Source organism: Gulosibacter chungangensis, from assembly GCF_008831155.1.
GTDB lineage: Bacteria > Actinomycetota > Actinomycetes > Actinomycetales > Microbacteriaceae > Gulosibacter > Gulosibacter chungangensis.
Map to the genome: position 1 here is coordinate 11,951 of NZ_WBKB01000014.1, position 16,020 is coordinate 27,970.

Below are 16,020 nucleotides of genomic sequence, written 5' to 3' on the forward strand. Positions count from 1 at the left end.
CCTCCCGACACCCCATTAGCGCTTGAAGCGTCGACGTCGCCGGTCAGAGCCCGGCGGCCTTCAACTCCCGCATCAGTGCGGGTCGATTCTTGTACTGCGCACGAATGCCAGCAAGATACTCCTCGAACTCACCCACGGCATTCGCCGTCGCATACCAAGTGCGCATGGTCGCAAGGCAATGGGCAATTTCGGGGTAGTACGACGTGTTGGCGTGCAGCAGTTGCTGGGCAAGGTACGGACGGAACAGGTCGGCTGCTGCTTTTGGCTGGGTGGATGCGCTGGCCTGCGCGAGCTTTCGCCACGCAGTTTGAGAACCCCAACGGTCATAGGCGGACCACGCCCAGTCGAGATCCTGAATGAGCAGCGCGATCTCGATCACGATATCCCCGCGCGAGGACTGCTCGGCAAGACGCTCCACTTCTTCGCGAGCCCAGGCCACTTCCTCATCAGCGATGCTAAGTGCTTCCGCATTACGCGTCAGCGATGTGAACATTGCTGGGGTTGGGCTCTTGGAGAACCAGTGACGTAGAAGTTCCATCGCGCGATCTTGCTGCCCGTCTGCAGTCAGCCAGTCAGCAGTTTCATCAATACCGAGCCAATGGGCATTGGGGTCCCGCACAGTTAACCTGTCGTTTGCGATCGCGCGATCAATCCATTCGAGCGACTCCTGAATCCGACCTGCATCACGCAGTCGAACCACAATTTCGCGGTAGTAGACATACTCGTACTGGCTGAGGGCTGCAATCGCGGCATCGAGGTCTTGGTCATGATCGGCAAGCTCGAGGAGCCACTGTTGCCGCTCATAGTCAGAAGTTTCGGGGCGCTCCATAACCTTCAGAATTCCCTGCCGATAGAGATCAAAGGCTTCAGCAGACAACACTTTCTCGTAGAGCGAAAGCGGGGTTTCCGGCCAACCGGGGGAGGTGGCACGGTAATCGACGAGCCATGCAGCGACTTGTGCGGGGTCTGGGTTTCCTGTGTCGCAACTCAGCACGTGGAGGGTGACAGCAAAGTCGAGCACATCGCCGAGCTCGCCGTTGGAGTCATCAACGTACTCCGTGAAATCGCGAACCCGCCGGAGCACAAACTCAAGCGCGGGCCGAATCGCGTCAGCAGCATCCGGTCCCTCACTCATGGCTGACTCGTATTCGTAGAGAAGTGCATTCGCTGCATCCGCGATGTGGGATGCAGTGCGGTAGTCGACGTAGTCACCAAAATTCAGTTGTGCCTTGGCTTGCTTGAGGATGCTGTGCTGGGCTTCGGGCACGTCAGTTTCACTGATTGACGCTCGAGTCGTGAGGATATTTGACCCGATTTCACTCAGCGATGCGAGTTCATGTACGAGTGCAATCAACTCCTCATGTGAGCGGGTCTCGAGCCACTCGGTGACATCGAGCTGGGTGCCTGGCGCCGAGTCATTTGTTCCCCGTGTCAAAACCGAAATTCCGACCGCCACGAGGTGCTTGCAGAAGTTTCCACTTGCACTGTGCGGACAAGAGCAGTGGCCTGAAAGCGCCCGTTCCCAAGACAGGGTGCAGTAATACTCGGTGCTACCGAGGATCGTGGCGTTCGCTCGGTTGCCCTGTACTTGGAGCCGAGTGATGTTGTTGAGGTAGTCGGACCCACGGTCAAATGACAGGGGGCCAGCGGCGTGAAAGAGATCACTCTCGGTAAAGGGATGCATCGAAATCCGATCCGTTGATTTCCACCGATGGTAGTTGGCAGAGGGAACGCGAGGATCTGAACTGCAGTGCGAGTCCGTTCTTGGGCTTGAGCCTGTGCCTCGAGACGTGCACGTTCATTGCCTCAGTTGGATTGGACATATTGCACATAAGGTCGTGATTTCTGTTGCAATCAGTCCAGGAAGGCAGAAATTGGTTGCCTAAGTGTAAAGATCCTCGTATCAATGTCATACGTGGTGTCAATGCCGTCACCACGCAGATCACTCGATAACGGCGCACACCCACGCACAGTCCCTGAGGTAGGAGCACAATGACGACGACTACGAACACGCACCTCGGCCCGCAGCCTCGTGAGGTCTTCAATCGCATCCCTGGATACAAACCCGGGCGGAAGGCGGATCGACCTGAGATTGCACCACTTGCATCCAACGAAAGCCACCACGAGCCGCTGCCCTCGGTACGTGAGGTCATTGCCAACGAAGCGCAGCGAATCAATCGCTATCCCGACGCCGCGGTGGTAGACCTGCATGCTCGCATCGCTGAAAGATATGGCGTCAATGATGACCAGGTCGCCACGGGCCCTGGGAGCATCGGTGTCCTGCAGCAGATCATTGCGACCTATTGCGCACCGGGCGACGAGGTCGTGTTCGCGTGGCGTTCTTTTGAGGCCTATCCGCTGCTGGTTGATATTGCGGGCGCGAAGCCGATCATGGTGCCGCTGCTTGCTGACGAGCGACACGATCTTGACGGGATCGCCGCGGCAATCACTGATCGCACCCGAGTCGTACTGCTGTGTACCCCAAACAACCCGACGGGGGTCAGCCTCAGCCACGGCGAGGTAGTCGAGTTCCTCGACAAGGTGCCCGAACACATCCTCGTGGTGATCGACGAGGCGTATATCGAATACGAGACGGCCGAGGATGCGGTGGACTCGCTGGCGCTTATCGCCGAGCGTCCCAATGTGCTCACGCTTCGCACCTTTTCGAAGGCGTACGGGCTCGCGGGGCTGCGGGTCGGTTATGCGATTTCGACCGGTGAGATTATCGGCAGCCTGCGCAAGGCCGCGCTGCCCTTTAGCGTGAATTCGCTCGCGCAGCGCGCGGCGATCGCCTCGCTGGATGCTGATGACGAGTTGGCTGCCCGGGCGGCGGAAGTCGTGGGGGAGCGGGAGCGCGTGGTCGCGGCGCTGCAGGGAACCGACTGGCGAGTGCTGCCGAGCCAGGCGAACTTCATTTGGGTTCGTGCCGATGGGGAGCGCGGGGCAAAGCTTGCCAAAGCGTTTGACGACGCCGACATCCTCACCCGCGTATTTCCCGACGACGGCATCCGGATCACCCTCGCGGACGCGGCCAGCAACGACCGCGTGCTGAAGGTCTTGAAGGACGCTGCGTCCACCGAGTAGCAGACGCAGCGAGTCTCGTTCGCCAAGTAGCGGATTCAGCCAGGCTCGTTCGCCGAGCAGCGGATGCAGCGAGTCTCGTTCGCCGAGTAGCGGACGAAGTCCGTGTATCGAGGCGCCTACATCCACTTCGATTTCTTGAACACCACATACAGCACGACCGCCAGCAGCACCATCATCCCGAGCGCCATTGGGTACCCCAGTGCCCAGTGCAGCTCCGGCATGTCGTCGAAGTTCATGCCATAGATCGCACCGATCAGCGTTGGTGCGAATAGGATCGCGGCCCAGCCAGAGATCTTCTTCATGTCTTCGTTCTGCTGCTGCGCGACGAGCGTCGCGTTCACGTTCAGGATCTGCGTGAGCGATTCGCGGAGGTCCCGGACGTGCGTGGTCGCGTGCATGAGGTGGTCGGACACGTCATCGAGGTACTTTTGCAGTTCTTCCGGGATTTCGTATTTATCGAAGCCAGCCTTCAACCGGTCGAGGATCACGGTCATCGATGAGATGGTCTGCTGCAGGTCAATGACCTCTTGGGTGAGGCGGTAGATGCGTTCGGTGACAGTCTTTTCGCCGCTAAACACCTGACGTTCGATCTGCTCTTTATCGATTTCAAGGCCTTGCAGTACCGGCCCGTAGCCATCGACCACTGCATCAATCAGCCGGTAGATGACTGCTTCTGGCCCGAGTCCGAGCAGGTTGATGCCGCCGAGGAGGGATGCATCCCGCAGGGTGGATGCGAAGGGATGATCCTTGTCGAGAACTTCGCTCGACTGCCCGTCGATCCACCGTGCATCCTGACAGATGATCGCGACGGCGCCTGGGCGCATCAGAATGTGGAACTCGGAGAAGTCGATTTCTTCGATCTCGTCCACGTAGTGTGCCGCGCGGACGACGAGGAACAGCACGTCACCGTAGCGCTCGAGCTTCGGTCGCTGCTTGCCGAGGATGAGGTCTTCCACAAGTACCGGGTGCAGATCCCACTCGGTGCCGAGTTCGGCAAGTGATTCGGGGGTGGGGTTCGGGTAGAAAAGCATCGACATGTGATCCGGGGCAGATTGACCAAACTCGAGTGCCTCACCAATTGTGGTGCGGTCAGGAGCCGCGGCCGGATGCCCGTCGGTTACGAACCGGATTGTGGGACCGTTTGCGCCAGCGACCTGTGACGGATGCGCTGAGGCACCTCCGCGTTCGGGAAGCCGAAATCCAAATCGCGCGTGTCGTTCTTTCACCACAGGTGGCCTCCTTAGCCGTTACGCTCCCCGGATAATTCCGCCATTCTTTCAAACTCCAGCGTCGCCCGCCCTTTGCCGTTGAACCAGATCAAGCCGGCCGTACAGTTTTGGTCGCCGATACGGAAGATTACTGATGTTCTGGGGGCCACCATGTCTCGGTATCGAGCTGTATTGGCCTGTGGATAAGTCGTTCTCACTTTGGATGATCGTCGTAAGTTGACGACTGTGTTGGAGAGACCGTGGTCAAATAGGCAACTTGCCGAACTCGGTAAGGCGATTAGAGCTGGGCGGGAAGCACCGAAGGGCGTTCCTGAATATGAGGAAGTCATGCTCTGGTATAGCGAGTTACTTACGCCCGTTCAGCAGCGCATTCAGAACACGGATTGGTCAGCGTTGGGCTTGGGGAATGTTCAGGGATTTGAACTTACTTCACGCGTCAAGACGCAATCGACTTTGCGGGACAAGCTGAACCGCTATCCCTCGCAAAAACTGCAGACAATCAGGGATATTGCTGGTGTCCGATTTGAAGCTGATATGACGCTTTCTCAACAGAACGCAATTGTGCTCGCAATGCTTGGATTGTTCCACGACTCCTCGGAGGGTCGGGTAATCGACTTGCGAGAAAATGATCAACACGGCTATAGAGCGGTTCACGTGGAGTTTCGATTCGGGCCGCCAACTCACGCCAGAGTTGAGTTGCAGGTACGAACCTTGCTGCAAGGAAAATGGGCGAACTTGTATGAGACTGCAGCTGACTTGTTTGGCCGCGAGATTCGTTACGCGGAAGCGGGGGATCTCTTGGGCGGCCGTGACATTGTTGAAATGCTCAAAGAGTTATCCAGGGATCGAATTGCGACAATTGAGGAGTTACTTGACAGGACCGTGCAACTCGAACGCAGTTACGTAAATATGGGTGACATTTCGATCCTTCCCCTTGAGATTCAAGAGCAGGTCGGGTGGGTGGTTGATCGCCTTCAAGCGATTCGAGAGAATGTAGGACATCGAAAGGACAGGCTTCGGGTCTCGATCGAGAACATGACCGATGTCCTTAAGCAGGCGACAGGGTCGCGTCGTGGAGACGCCCAAGAGTAGGAGGTACTTCGATGTCGAGCTTTTTGATCGTCTACAACCGGCGGAGTGGTCACGTCAAAATGCGACGGTTTGACGGCAAAAGTGCTGCACGTGAGGCTCTGCTGGAACGATTCCGACTTGAGAAGAGTATCGAGGATCCGGATGTTGAGGTCGTGGCGCTGAATAGTGACTCAGAAGAGACGGTTCGAAAGACCCATTCTCGCTACTTTCAGCGAGAGAACCTCGATGCAGCCTAGGCGCACTCGGTAAAGCCGCTTCCGGCGGCTTGCGCGCCACCATCCTGATTTGCAAAGCAAAAATGGATGGGTTAAGCTCATCTGGTGCCGTAAAGCACTGGGCTATGGTGTAATTGGCAACACAACGGTTTCTGGTACCGTCATTCTTGGTTCGAGTCCAGGTAGCCCAGCGAATTAGCTCCTCCGATTCCTTGTGAGTCGTGAGGAGCTTCATCGTTTCTGCACATACTGCTAGGGCTGTGGAGAGTGCGTCGGTGATGTCGGTGATGTCGGTGATGTCGGTGATGTCGGTGATGTCGGTGATGTCGGTGATGTCGGTGATGTCGGTGGTGTGTTGCACATTGGTCGCGTGAATATTTCATCGCGAGCATTCGACGTTTTGCACCAGGTTGCGCCTCGGGCGATCGTTGGTGCCGCGATGCAGCTACTCGCGGTGCGTGCCGTCACGATCATGGCGCTGCAACCGGGGCCGGGTACGCTCACGGCTGCTGTCGAGGTTCGGCCTCACCGGCGGGCGGGTGGCGGTGAAGTGATCAACGTCGACATGGTTATTCACGACAGTAATCACATTGAATATTCGTGCTCACGAGGTGAGGGCGAGATGTGTGAGCATGCTGCGGCGGCGCTATACGTCATCTTGAGTGCGCAAGAAGAAGGTGAAACCGCGGCGAAAGCGCGTTGGCAGACCGAGCTTGGGGCAGCGCTCCCGCCAATCGAGCCGGAGGAACAGAAAGTGCTTTGCCTCTTTCTTACCGTGTTGGAGTCTCCGGCGCGATTCCTCTTCATTGATAATCAGTCGTTGCTGTCCATGCGTCCGGGTGTTCGGGGTGCTCGGGGTAAATGGATCCGCGGGATGTGAAGTGGCAGTCACTGCAAACTCTGAACGCATCGCGGAAGCAGCTCGACGCATTGAAGAAGCTGCGCCGGGTGCTGCGAAGCATTCGCAAGACAAGGGCGAACAGCAGCGGATCCTCGCCGACGTCCAGGATGCAGCAGGCGACCTCGCGCACTTCGTTTGGCCTGAGTTTGTCCCCGCGTCGCGAGCGTTACCGAGCGCCGCTGCCGATGTCACCGAGCGGCCGACCCAGCGCGTGAATCGCACCCTGCCGCGCGACCAGACGCTGAGGCAAGGAAGCGGTGCGATATTCGTCGCTGAAGTGCTGTCGCAGTTGCAGGGTGTCGATGGCTTCGAAATTGAACATCAGGGCGACGTGCGGGAGTACCGCGCGGCACTCAACCCCACGATTCAAGTGCGGACGGTGGAGACCGGGGACTGGTTCGACCTGCAGGTGACTGTGGAGATCGAGGGCGAGCAGATGGAGTTCGCCGCGCTCTTCACCGCCCTGAGCCTCGGGGATGATGCGTTTGTCTTGCCGAGCGGCAAGTACTTCCCATTGGTTCGCCCCGACTTTGATCGGCTCCGCGCCATCCTTACGGAAGCGCGCGCTCTCGTGGACGCCGGAGCGACGACGTTCGATGAGAGGATTCGCGTCAACCGACACAACGTTGACTTGTGGACGGAGTTGGCGGACCTCAGCATCGTTACGACGCAGACCAGTGAGTGGTGGCAAGCCATACGTCAGCTTGCCGACGGCACAGAAGATCCCGACGATGGTTCGGGAGAACTTGGCGGCCTGCCCCGGGTGGATGCGCCGACCGGGCTTCGAGCGACCTTGCGCGACTATCAGCGCGACGGCCTCGCGTGGTTGCATTTCCTACGCACTCACCGGCTTGGCGGCATCCTCGCCGATGACATGGGACTCGGAAAGACGCTGCAAGTGATCGCGATGATGGAGATTGCGCGGGAAGAGAACCCGGAACAGGCGCCGTTCTTGGTGGTGGCGCCGACGAGTGTCGTGAGCAACTGGGCGAGCGAGTGCGCGAAGTTCGCGCCGGGGCTCAAAGTATCGGTGATCTCGGCAATGGCCGGGCGGCGGGGTAAGCCCCTTGCCGACAGCGTGCGGAGCGCACACGTGGTGCTTTCGAGCTATGCCCTCCTCCGCGGTGAAGCGGAGGAATATCGGGCGCTCGACTGGTCGGGGCTGGTACTCGACGAGGCGCAACAGATCAAGAACCCTGCATCCCACGGCCACCGGGCCGCGCGCATGCTTGGCGCGCCCTTCACCCTCGTTGTGACCGGCACGCCACTCGAAAACAATCTGCTCAAACTGTGGTCGTTGACGTCCCTCGCGGCACCGGGGCTGCTCGGCAACAAAGCACGATTTACCGAGTTCTATCGCACGCCAATCGAGAAAGAACAGGATGCCGAGAAGCTCGCATTGCTGCAACGTCGGTTGCGGCCGTTTCTATTGCGGCGCACCAAAGACCTCGTCGCGGCCGATCTGCCACCGAAGCAGGAACAAGTGCTTGAAATTAGTCTGCATCCGAAACATCGCAAACTCTACGATGTGCGGTTCCAGCGCGAGCGGCAGAAGATTCTCGGGCTTGTCGGCGACGTCGCGGGTAATCGATTCCAGATCTTCAAGTCGCTCACCATGCTTCGTCAACTCGCGCTGGACCCGGAACTTGTTGGCGCCGGCAGCGCACCATCGGCGAAGCTTGATGCGCTGATCGAGCTGCTCACCGAGGCTGCGGAAGAAGGGCACCGAGTGCTTGTGCTCAGCCACTTCACGCTATTTCTCGGGGCCGCGCGAGATCGGGCAGAACCGGCGGGTCTCGTAAGCAACTACCTCGATGGGTCGACCACGAACCGATGTGAGGTCATCGATGATTTCCGTAACGGCACCGCGCCGGTATTCTTCGTTTCGCTGAAGGCTGGCGGTTTCGGCCTCAACCTCGTCGAGGCCGACTACGTTGTATTGCTTGATCCGTGGTGGAACCCGGCGGCAACGGGGCCGGCACCGGCGTTCTCTCCGCCGACGACATCCGCGACCTGCTCGCTGACTGACGCACTTCCGTGGCTGAAATCTGCCTGGGATAATTATTGACTTTGTGGCAATAGTGTGTGGAGCACAGTATTGTGGGTGGCATGAGCGAAACAGGCGAGTTCGACATCCATCTGCAGGAACTGCGGCGCGGCACGATCATGCTGGCCTGTCTGCAGTTGCTGCGCGAGGCCGGGTACGGCTATGGGCTTCTCGAAGATTTGGCGCGGCATGGCTTTCCTACCGACTCGAACACGCTCTATCCGCTGCTTCGGCGCCTAGAGAAGCAGGGTTACCTCACCAGCGAATGGAATACCGACGACACCCGTCCGCGAAAGTTCTATCGCACATCCACCGCGGGCATCGCGCTCGCCGAAGCCCTCACCGACGAATGGGCAGACCTCACGTCGGCTATAACCTCACTTACTCAAGGGGACTGACATGACCTCGACACTTACAGACCGGTACATCTCCGCCGTCGTGCGGAGCCTGCCGACCGATACACAAACTGACGTCCAAGCTGAACTGGCAGCATCCATTGCCGACGATATCGACGCGCGTCGTGAACAGGGCCAGTCTCAAGACGAGGCGGAACGCGAAGTGCTCACCGCCCTCGGCGACCCGGATGCGCTCGCGGCCGGGTACGTCGACCGCCCGCTGCACCTGATCGGCCCCAAGTACTACCTGACGTGGTGGCGCCTGCTGAAACTGCTGTGGATGATCGTGCCGATCACCGCTCTTGCCGGCGTCGCGATCGGCATGGCTCTTGCCGATCAACCCGTCGGGGAGATCATTGGCAGTGCGATCTCAGCTGGCATTGGTGCGTTCGTGCACGTTGGGTTCTGGACCACGCTCGTCTTCTTTATTCTCGAACGTTCCGGCGCTGACACCGGTGTGAAGTGGTCGGTGGATGCGCTTCCCGAGCCGCAAGAGACCGGCGCGGGTCGCGGCGACCTGATCGCTTCGCTGGTGTTCCTTGGTGTCGCTGCCGGTGCCTTGCTGTGGGATCGTTTCGTTGGCTTTGTCTTTGCAGCTAATGGCAGCGTCGACATTAGCGAGGGTTTCGGAATCCAGACGGATGCGATACCTGTCCTCAACCCAGAACTCTGGCCGTGGGTGCTTGGCATCGCGCTCATCCTGATTGCCATTGAGGCGGCGCTCGCGATCATGGTTTACGCAAACCGTGGGTGGCGCCGGAGCTTTGCGGTGCTCAACACGGTTCTCGCAATCGTGTTTGCCGGAGGAGCGCTCTACCTTTTGGTCACGGGCCAGCTCATTAACGACACGTTCTTCGAGTTCATCCTCCGGTCAACGGATACTGCGGACGACGTCGGGCGCATTCTCGCCATCCTGCTCGGTGTGACGATCGCCGGCATCGCAATCTGGGACATCGTCGACGGCTGGCGCAAGGCACTGCGGCGACAGTAGACAGACAGGCTCTAAGTGCTCAGCCCTCTGCTACAGTGGCTCCCACGTTCAAGAGTCGTGATTGTAGGTACCTGGCTGATCACGCGACAACCCGAATCCATCGATTCCCGGGTGTCCCAGGGGAAGAACGGGCTCACGAAGAATCGTGATGCAAGTATCGATGGGGTTCTGCCCCGGAGAGGGACACGAGAATGTCCACTTCTATTTACTCGCGCAGCAACGACCCTCAGTGGTGGCAAAAGCTAGGGCTTAGTCCAGACGGGATCGGCATCGTCCCCGGTCGGTTTATCGACCACAGGGCATTAGTCGACCTCCTGCGCAGCTACGAGCCGACGGCGTTCAAACGCAAAGTCGGTGGTGCCGAGCAGATCACGATCGACGAGCTCCGGGAACGAATCCTCGAGGAAGATGATCGTCAGAAGCGGGAGATCGAAGCCGCAAAAGCAGTTCAGGCTCGCGAACACCGGCAGCTTGGCTGGGATCGAATTGAAGCGGCCTACGCTGCGCCCGATGCCGAGGAGATCATCACCGTCGGCCGTTGGGAAGGGTTCACCCGAGCAGCCGCGACGGCATGGTGCTGGAACCTGTACCAGTACGAACCGCGAGGGTTCGCGCATCCTGCCTCAGAGGTGCGTGCGCGTGCGATAACGCAATTCAAGAATGGCGGGCTCCCCGAGGTACTCGGCTACCCGAAGCGAGCCCGCGAGCTTGAAGCATTAGGCCTGACCCCGCGCACGTATCGAGAACATAAGGAAGCACTCGGCTCTAAGCCGTCCCCTGATCTTCGCTTCTAGCCGGCGCGCCCCAGTTGTCGGCGCATCCCAGGCTATGCGAACGGCCGGGATGCGCCGCCAGTCGGGCCGAGTTGCCAATTAAGACGCTTCATTGCAGCTTAAGACGATTGATTGCAGCAGCCCCTTTGGGTTTTATTCGGTTGCGTTAGCGTCACGGCAACATCTACCCGCCGAGGAGTTAGGGCAATTCGCGACCATGGCCAAGATTCACAGTTCAATCGTCTCTCTTGTAGGTAATACCCCACTTGTTGAACTGACGAACTATCAAGCCCAGCACGGCATCAAGGCGCACGTGATTGGCAAGCTTGAATACCTCAACCCGTCCGGCAGTGTGAAAGATCGCCTTGCCGTGGCACTTATTGAGGATGCAAAGGCGAAAGGCCTGATCTCTGAGGGCAGCACGCTGACCGACGTCACGAGTGGCAACACGGGTATCTCGATGGCTGCGATTGGTCACGCGCAGGGCCTGAAATTCATCCCATATCTTGAGCCGGGCACCACGAAGGAGCGTGTGGACATCTACAAGGGGTATGGACTCGACGTCCGTTCACTGACTGATATTGAGGAGGTCGCCAACTTTGAAGAGACCGGCCTTGTGCTCGATGACGTAATTCGCGGGATCACGCGCATCGCTGAAGAAAGTGGCTACCACTACGCGGGTCAGACGGTGAACGAGGTGAACCAGGAATACCACTACCAGACCACGGGCCGCGAGATCTGGGAGGACACGGACGGTCAGGTCGATTACTTCGTCTCAGCCGCAGGCACCGGTGGCACGCTCGTGGGTGTGGGGCGTTACCTGCGCGAGAAGAACCCCGACGTCAAGATCATCGGTGTGCAGGGTGCTCCGTCCTCGCGGCCAGACAGCGAAGACTTCACGGGCAACATTATTGACGGAACCCTTCCGGTCGGGAACGTTCCCGAAGAGTTCGTCCCCACGCTCATCCGCAGTAACCTCGACAATGGATTCGCCTTTGACGAGATCATTGATGTGAAGGCCGAGGAAGCCTACAAAACTGCTCAGGACACGGCGACGAGCGACGGACTGTTTCTCGGTACTTCCGCGGCAGCGGGCTTGACTGCTGCCTTGCAGATCGCGCGTCGCCCCGAGGCAGAGGGCAAGAACATCGTGGTCATCTACCCGGACAACGGCTTCAAATACCTTTCGACCGACCTGTACAAGCGTGAGGGCAACGAATAATGACGGCAGGTGAGGGCCGAGTTGCTGGCAAAGTCGCGTTCATTACCGGTGCCGCTGGGGGTATCGGCTCCACCACTGCCAAGCGATTGATTGCAGAGGGTGCGCGGGTTGTCGCGACGGACTTGGCCAGCAAGCAGGGTGACTTGGCTGCATTGCGTGAGTCGCTCGCTGACCCTTCGGCGCTCCTGCCGGTCTCGGCAGACGTCAGCGACCTTGATTCGCTGAAGGATGCGGTTGCTGCTGGGGTGGATGCATTCGGGACTTTGGACGTGGTCTTCGCCAATGCAGGGGTGTTGCTGCCCGAAGATTCCGTCGAGAACATCCCGGGGTCGACCTGGGACACGGTTCTCTCGGTGAACCTCACGGGCGTATTCCACACCGCGCAGGCGACGTTCCCCATCTTGAAACGAAATCGCAATGGGTCAAGCGTGATCCTTGCATCCTCGACGGCGGGCATCCGCGGCGGGGCCAAATCTTCGGCCTACACTGCCACGAAAACCGCGCTCGTGGGACTGGCCGAAACGTGGTCGCACGAGCTCGGTCCGTTTGGTGGCAGAGTCAATACAACCCACCCCACAGCGGTGGGTACCGACCTGGTGTTGAATCGCGAGAATCTGCGTCGGTTCCGGCCCGACCTCGATGACCCGACCCCCGATGACGTCATCGAGGCCTTCAAACGCGGCAAACTGCTCGATATTCCCTGGATCGACACGGAGGATGTCGCGAACGCGGTGCTCTTCCTTGCCTCCGACGAGGCTCGGTACATCACGGGAGCCCACCTGACCATCGATGCCGGCTCCACCGTCAAATGGGGCTGACAGCTGCGTCCGTACGGATTATGAGGAGACAGAACTGATGACGGAAACCTCACTGCAATACCTACTTGATCGTGTCGGTATCGACGACGCGATTAACGCCTATTCACAGGCGCTCGACCAGCGTGAATGGGCACTGCTTGATGAGTTGTTCACACCAGACGCGCGCATCGTGCTGCTCGACCGCAACGTGCTTTACGACCCGCAAAGCCTCGTCGCTGCGCTGTCGAAGAACGACGCCACACGTCTTGGCGGTCAGCACCTGGTCGGTAAATCGCACACTCGAATTGATGGGGTTCGGGCGGATGCGGTCACCGAGGTGTTCTGGACGACGCTGCAGACCACCACTGATCCAGAAAAATTCCTGCTCATTCGGGGAACTGGTATTTACCGCGACAAGCTCGTGAAGGGCGAAAACGGATGGCGCATTGCCGACCGTGAGCTCGCGCTGAAATCGATCACCCGTGACCACATCGCGGTTGATGATGCTGATCTCGAGAGCATTCGCTACACGCTCGGCACGAACTGGTTCGAGTAGAAGGAAGCTGAGCTCTTGTAACGTGGCGCATCCCGGCTCTGCCGCCCGGTAGGTCAGTGCTTTCCGCGCCCGTCGCCAGCCATCCGCAGTGAATTGTGGCTCGCAACCACGCGGCTCGGCGTCACTTCGATGACGACTCGTTTGGGGCTGCGCAGGAGGGTGAGGAACGCGTCCTGCCCGTCGGGTGCGAGACGCTCGGCGAGAATTTCGAGTATCGGCTCGATCGCGGTGGGGTCGTTGTGGATGCGCGCGGTGCCTCGCAGTGAAAGCATGCGGCGACCGGGGAGGTCGGTTCCGGCGTTTGAGATGACGATGCTGACTTCGGGGTTGCGTTCAATGCCGCGGACTTGGGCGCGACCCCGGACGCTGGTGAATAAGAACGTGCCCTCGTTCACTGCGAAGCTCAGCACCGTGCCAGATGGTTCGCCGTCGTCGCCGGAGAATATGAGGGTGCATTCGGTTTGCGCGTCGAGGAATTCCGTTCTGGTCCCATGGGGGTAGCCGATGGTATTCGTGCGACTATGTCGCAGATCTCTTCGCGAGTGTATGCGGGTGCCCCGTCCACGAGCCATGATCCTTTTGCTGGTGTGGTGTGTGACTGGCAACCAGCCTGACATAGTGGGGACCGCGAAGCTTGCACGTTTTCGTCTTTGAATCGACCTTGGGAGATCGAAGGTCCGTTGGCTGTCATCTCATACTCCCGCTTACCGTTCGACGGCACTTATCCAAGTTGATCGGTACCTTCGAGTAATAGTTCTCGTGCGTGAATAAATCCGAGCCGCTCCATGCCGGGAAAAATTGTCGGTACTTGGGTTCGCATCGGCGTGGTTTGGCGCGTAGTTCCCAGTAGTTGTTTTCTTGTTATGCTAAATCCATGGCGAACATTACTGGGTTTTGGTCCTATGTGCACACTGACGATGAAGATGAGAGTGGAAGAATCTCGCAGTTAGCGCGCGACGTTAGTAGTAAGTTCACAATGCTCACTGGTGAGCCAATTCAACTATTTCTTGACCGTGATGAGTTAGATTGGGGTGATGATTGGCGTTCCAAAATTGACTCAAGCCTAGCTTCAATTGCTTTCTTTGTCCCCGTTATTACGCCGCGTTATTTTATGAGTGAAGAGTGCCGTAGAGAGCTCAATTATTTTGCTCGTCGTGCGGCGCGCCTGGGGATTGATGAATTGGTTCTGCCCGTGCTTTGGGTCGATTTCTCTTCGCTCCGAGCTGACAACCCGACCGATGATTTGATTACGCTGGTTCGTACCTTTCAATGGTCAGATTGGACGCACCTGAAATATGCGGAGGTTGGAACCGGAGAATATCGGCGTGCTGTTGACGAATTAGCTACGAGACTAGTCCGAGCGAATGAATCAGCAACTGTGAGCCAAGCCTTACTTGAAGAGGCCGCCGATCTTGAAGAGGAGGAGGGGCCGGGTGAGTTAGAAACTTTAGCGTCTATGGAATCATCCTTGCCGGAAATGACCAATATTTTAGTTGAGGTCGGCGAGGCTATTCAGAGTATCGGTGAGTCGATGCAGGGTGCGACCATAGAAATTGGAGGCCAGCAAAATCCGAGGACTGCCATGGCTAATCGACTACGAGTGGCTCGTGAATTGTCTCAAAGTTTGAAAATGCCGACGGATAATATTAGGAATCTTGGGAATGACTTTGCGAGTTCTCTGAATGAAGTCGACCAAGGTGTCAGGTTGATGATTGCTCGAGCACCCGAGGAAATAGAGAGAAATCCGGCTTCCGCCACCCAATTTGAAGACTTCTTTGAGAGCATTCGCTCTATGTTGCCGGAGGCTGAACAAGGTTTAGGGTCAGTGCAAAATATGATTGAGCAAATTGAGCCAATTGAAAAGTTGTCCCGCGACCTGCGGAAACCAATGCGAACTTTGAGGGAAGGGTTGACAATGTTTGTCGACGGTCTTGAAGTAATGCGCGGCTGGGTTGCTCTCATTGACGATACGCAATTGCACGTAGCAAGCTAACTTTCGGACACTTTCCCGCGCCCGTCGCCAGCCATCCGCAGTGAATTGTGGCTCGCGACCACGCGACTCGGTGTGACCTCGATGACCACGCGCTTGGGGCTGCGCAGGAGCGTGAGGAACGCATCCTGCCCATCGGGCGCGAGACGCTCGGCGAGGATCTGCAGCATCGGTTCAATCGAGTCGGGGTCGTTGTGGATGCGCGCGGTGCCGCGGAGCGAAAGCATGCGGCGGCCGGGGAGGTCGGTGCCGGCATTGGAGATCACGATGCTGACTTCGGGGTTCCGCTCGATGCCACGCACTTGAGCGCGACCCCGGACACTGGTGAACAAGAAGGTGCCCTCGTTCACCGCGAAGCTCAGCACTGTGCCGGATGGTTCGCCGTCGTCACCCGAGAAAATGAGGGTGCATTCGGTTTGCGCGTCGAGGAGTTCCTGCTGGGATGCGGTGTCGAGCCGCGCCTGGCTGAGATCTTCGAGATCTTTCTCTCCAACCTGCATGGGTGGTGCCTCCCTTGAGTCACGGTGGTCGCGCGGGTTTGTGGTGAACTTCGTTGTTCGGATGTGCGACTCGATCCATCCTCACGTGGTGGCCATGCAGAAGTCAATATTTATGTGCATGAATTGTGAGGAGTGGGTGATGAGGACGGCGACTCCAACGTCAATCGAGCTTCGTCTATCTTCGCCGCGAGTTCAGCAAACGCAACAGCATCAACCATCCGCCGTACC

At 58.4% G+C, this 16,020-nt stretch carries 16 protein-coding genes, 1 tRNA gene and 1 riboswitch; of the genes, 13 read left to right on the forward strand and 4 right to left on the reverse strand.

The annotated features are described in order from the left end of the window. Positions 1-43: 43 nt before the first annotated feature. Positions 44-1,435, reverse strand: a complete 1,392-nt coding sequence (locus tag F8O05_RS14460; protein WP_192497214.1) for a hypothetical protein — start codon at positions 1,433-1,435, stop codon at positions 44-46. 557 nt (positions 1,436-1,992) lie between these two features. Between F8O05_RS14460 and hisC the strand changes: the two genes are divergently transcribed. After that, the gene (gene hisC, locus F8O05_RS14465; RefSeq protein ID WP_158053463.1) at positions 1,993-3,084 is read left to right on the forward strand and encodes a histidinol-phosphate transaminase; all 1,092 of its coding nucleotides are present in this window, start codon (positions 1,993-1,995) and stop codon (positions 3,082-3,084) included. A gap of 116 nt (positions 3,085-3,200) precedes the next feature. Here hisC and F8O05_RS14470 read toward each other — a convergent pair whose 3' ends face one another. Next, complete coding sequence (locus F8O05_RS14470; protein ID WP_158053464.1) at positions 3,201-4,313, reverse strand: magnesium and cobalt transport protein CorA; 1,113 nt, start codon at positions 4,311-4,313, stop codon at positions 3,201-3,203. Between the two features lie 225 nt (positions 4,314-4,538). Between F8O05_RS14470 and F8O05_RS14475 the strand changes: the two genes are divergently transcribed. The 11 genes from F8O05_RS14475 to F8O05_RS14520 all read left to right on the forward strand — a co-directional run bounded on the left by F8O05_RS14475 (position 4,539) and on the right by F8O05_RS14520 (position 13,302). Beyond that, a complete protein-coding gene (locus F8O05_RS14475; protein WP_225735943.1) occupies positions 4,539-5,405 on the forward strand; it encodes a hypothetical protein in 867 nt (288 codons plus the stop codon). An 11-nt stretch (positions 5,406-5,416) separates the two neighbouring features. Then, positions 5,417-5,641 carry a hypothetical protein gene (locus F8O05_RS14480; RefSeq protein ID WP_158053466.1) on the forward strand — a complete coding sequence of 75 codons (225 nt, stop codon included), beginning with the start codon at positions 5,417-5,419 and terminating at the stop codon, positions 5,639-5,641. A gap of 98 nt (positions 5,642-5,739) precedes the next feature. After that, positions 5,740-5,811: transfer RNA gene (locus F8O05_RS14485), tRNA-Gln, on the forward strand. Between the two features lie 179 nt (positions 5,812-5,990). Next, positions 5,991-6,500 carry a hypothetical protein gene (locus F8O05_RS15130; protein ID WP_225735941.1) on the forward strand — a complete coding sequence of 170 codons (510 nt, stop codon included), beginning with the start codon at positions 5,991-5,993 and terminating at the stop codon, positions 6,498-6,500. 1 nt (position 6,501) lies between these two features. Further along, a complete protein-coding gene (locus tag F8O05_RS14490) occupies positions 6,502-8,589 on the forward strand; it encodes a DEAD/DEAH box helicase (protein ID WP_225735942.1) in 2,088 nt (695 codons plus the stop codon). A 41-nt stretch (positions 8,590-8,630) separates the two neighbouring features. Beyond that, positions 8,631-8,966 (forward strand): PadR family transcriptional regulator, encoded by a 336-nt coding sequence (locus F8O05_RS14495; RefSeq protein ID WP_158053468.1) that lies wholly within the window; start codon positions 8,631-8,633, stop codon positions 8,964-8,966. 1 nt (position 8,967) lies between these two features. Beyond that, a complete protein-coding gene (locus tag F8O05_RS14500) occupies positions 8,968-9,954 on the forward strand; it encodes a permease prefix domain 1-containing protein (RefSeq protein WP_158053469.1) in 987 nt (328 codons plus the stop codon). 46 nt (positions 9,955-10,000) lie between these two features. After that, positions 10,001-10,117, forward strand: a riboswitch (SAM riboswitch). 28 nt (positions 10,118-10,145) lie between these two features. Further along, positions 10,146-10,748 (forward strand): hypothetical protein, encoded by a 603-nt coding sequence (locus F8O05_RS14505; protein ID WP_158053470.1) that lies wholly within the window; start codon positions 10,146-10,148, stop codon positions 10,746-10,748. A 196-nt stretch (positions 10,749-10,944) separates the two neighbouring features. Then, positions 10,945-11,949 carry a PLP-dependent cysteine synthase family protein gene (locus F8O05_RS14510; RefSeq protein ID WP_158053471.1) on the forward strand — a complete coding sequence of 335 codons (1,005 nt, stop codon included), beginning with the start codon at positions 10,945-10,947 and terminating at the stop codon, positions 11,947-11,949. Continuing rightward, positions 11,949-12,767, forward strand: a complete 819-nt coding sequence (locus F8O05_RS14515; protein ID WP_158053472.1) for an SDR family oxidoreductase — start codon at positions 11,949-11,951, stop codon at positions 12,765-12,767. The genes F8O05_RS14510 and F8O05_RS14515 overlap by 1 nt, the downstream gene beginning before the upstream one ends. Positions 12,768-12,804: 37 nt before the next feature. Continuing rightward, a complete protein-coding gene (locus tag F8O05_RS14520) occupies positions 12,805-13,302 on the forward strand; it encodes a nuclear transport factor 2 family protein (RefSeq protein WP_192497215.1) in 498 nt (165 codons plus the stop codon). A gap of 53 nt (positions 13,303-13,355) precedes the next feature. On the opposite strand, the gene F8O05_RS14525 is transcribed toward F8O05_RS14520, so the two are convergent. Further along, entirely contained in the window at positions 13,356-13,919 is a 564-nt protein-coding gene (locus F8O05_RS14525) for a pyridoxamine 5'-phosphate oxidase family protein (RefSeq protein ID WP_158053474.1), read from the reverse strand. Between the two features lie 257 nt (positions 13,920-14,176). Between F8O05_RS14525 and F8O05_RS14530 the strand changes: the two genes are divergently transcribed. Continuing rightward, the gene (locus F8O05_RS14530; RefSeq protein ID WP_158053475.1) at positions 14,177-15,295 is read left to right on the forward strand and encodes a toll/interleukin-1 receptor domain-containing protein; all 1,119 of its coding nucleotides are present in this window, start codon (positions 14,177-14,179) and stop codon (positions 15,293-15,295) included. Here F8O05_RS14530 and F8O05_RS14535 read toward each other — a convergent pair. Next, the gene (locus tag F8O05_RS14535; RefSeq protein WP_158053476.1) at positions 15,292-15,792 is read right to left on the reverse strand and encodes a pyridoxamine 5'-phosphate oxidase family protein; all 501 of its coding nucleotides are present in this window, start codon (positions 15,790-15,792) and stop codon (positions 15,292-15,294) included. The two genes, F8O05_RS14530 and F8O05_RS14535, sit on opposite strands and share 4 nt — an antisense overlap. Positions 15,793-16,020: the final 228 nt, after the last annotated feature.

What these genes read in the sequence shown, in the direction of transcription:
- hisC (WP_158053463.1), top strand. Translation starts at nt 1,993, where the DNA reads ATGACGACGACTACGAACACGCACCTCGGCCCGCAGCCTCGTGAGGTC.
- F8O05_RS14480 (WP_158053466.1), top strand. Translation starts at nt 5,417, where the DNA reads ATGTCGAGCTTTTTGATCGTCTACAACCGGCGGAGTGGTCACGTCAAA.
- F8O05_RS14495 (WP_158053468.1), top strand. Translation starts at nt 8,631, where the DNA reads ATGAGCGAAACAGGCGAGTTCGACATCCATCTGCAGGAACTGCGGCGC.
- F8O05_RS14500 (WP_158053469.1), top strand. Translation starts at nt 8,968, where the DNA reads ATGACCTCGACACTTACAGACCGGTACATCTCCGCCGTCGTGCGGAGC.
- F8O05_RS14505 (WP_158053470.1), top strand. Translation starts at nt 10,146, where the DNA reads ATGTCCACTTCTATTTACTCGCGCAGCAACGACCCTCAGTGGTGGCAA.
- F8O05_RS14510 (WP_158053471.1), top strand. Translation starts at nt 10,945, where the DNA reads ATGGCCAAGATTCACAGTTCAATCGTCTCTCTTGTAGGTAATACCCCA.
- F8O05_RS14515 (WP_158053472.1), top strand. Translation starts at nt 11,949, where the DNA reads ATGACGGCAGGTGAGGGCCGAGTTGCTGGCAAAGTCGCGTTCATTACC.
- F8O05_RS14520 (WP_192497215.1), top strand. Translation starts at nt 12,805, where the DNA reads ATGACGGAAACCTCACTGCAATACCTACTTGATCGTGTCGGTATCGAC.
- F8O05_RS14525 (WP_158053474.1), bottom strand. Translation starts at nt 13,919, where the DNA reads ATGTCAGGCTGGTTGCCAGTCACACACCACACCAGCAAAAGGATCATG.
- F8O05_RS14530 (WP_158053475.1), top strand. Translation starts at nt 14,177, where the DNA reads ATGGCGAACATTACTGGGTTTTGGTCCTATGTGCACACTGACGATGAA.
- F8O05_RS14535 (WP_158053476.1), bottom strand. Translation starts at nt 15,792, where the DNA reads ATGCAGGTTGGAGAGAAAGATCTCGAAGATCTCAGCCAGGCGCGGCTC.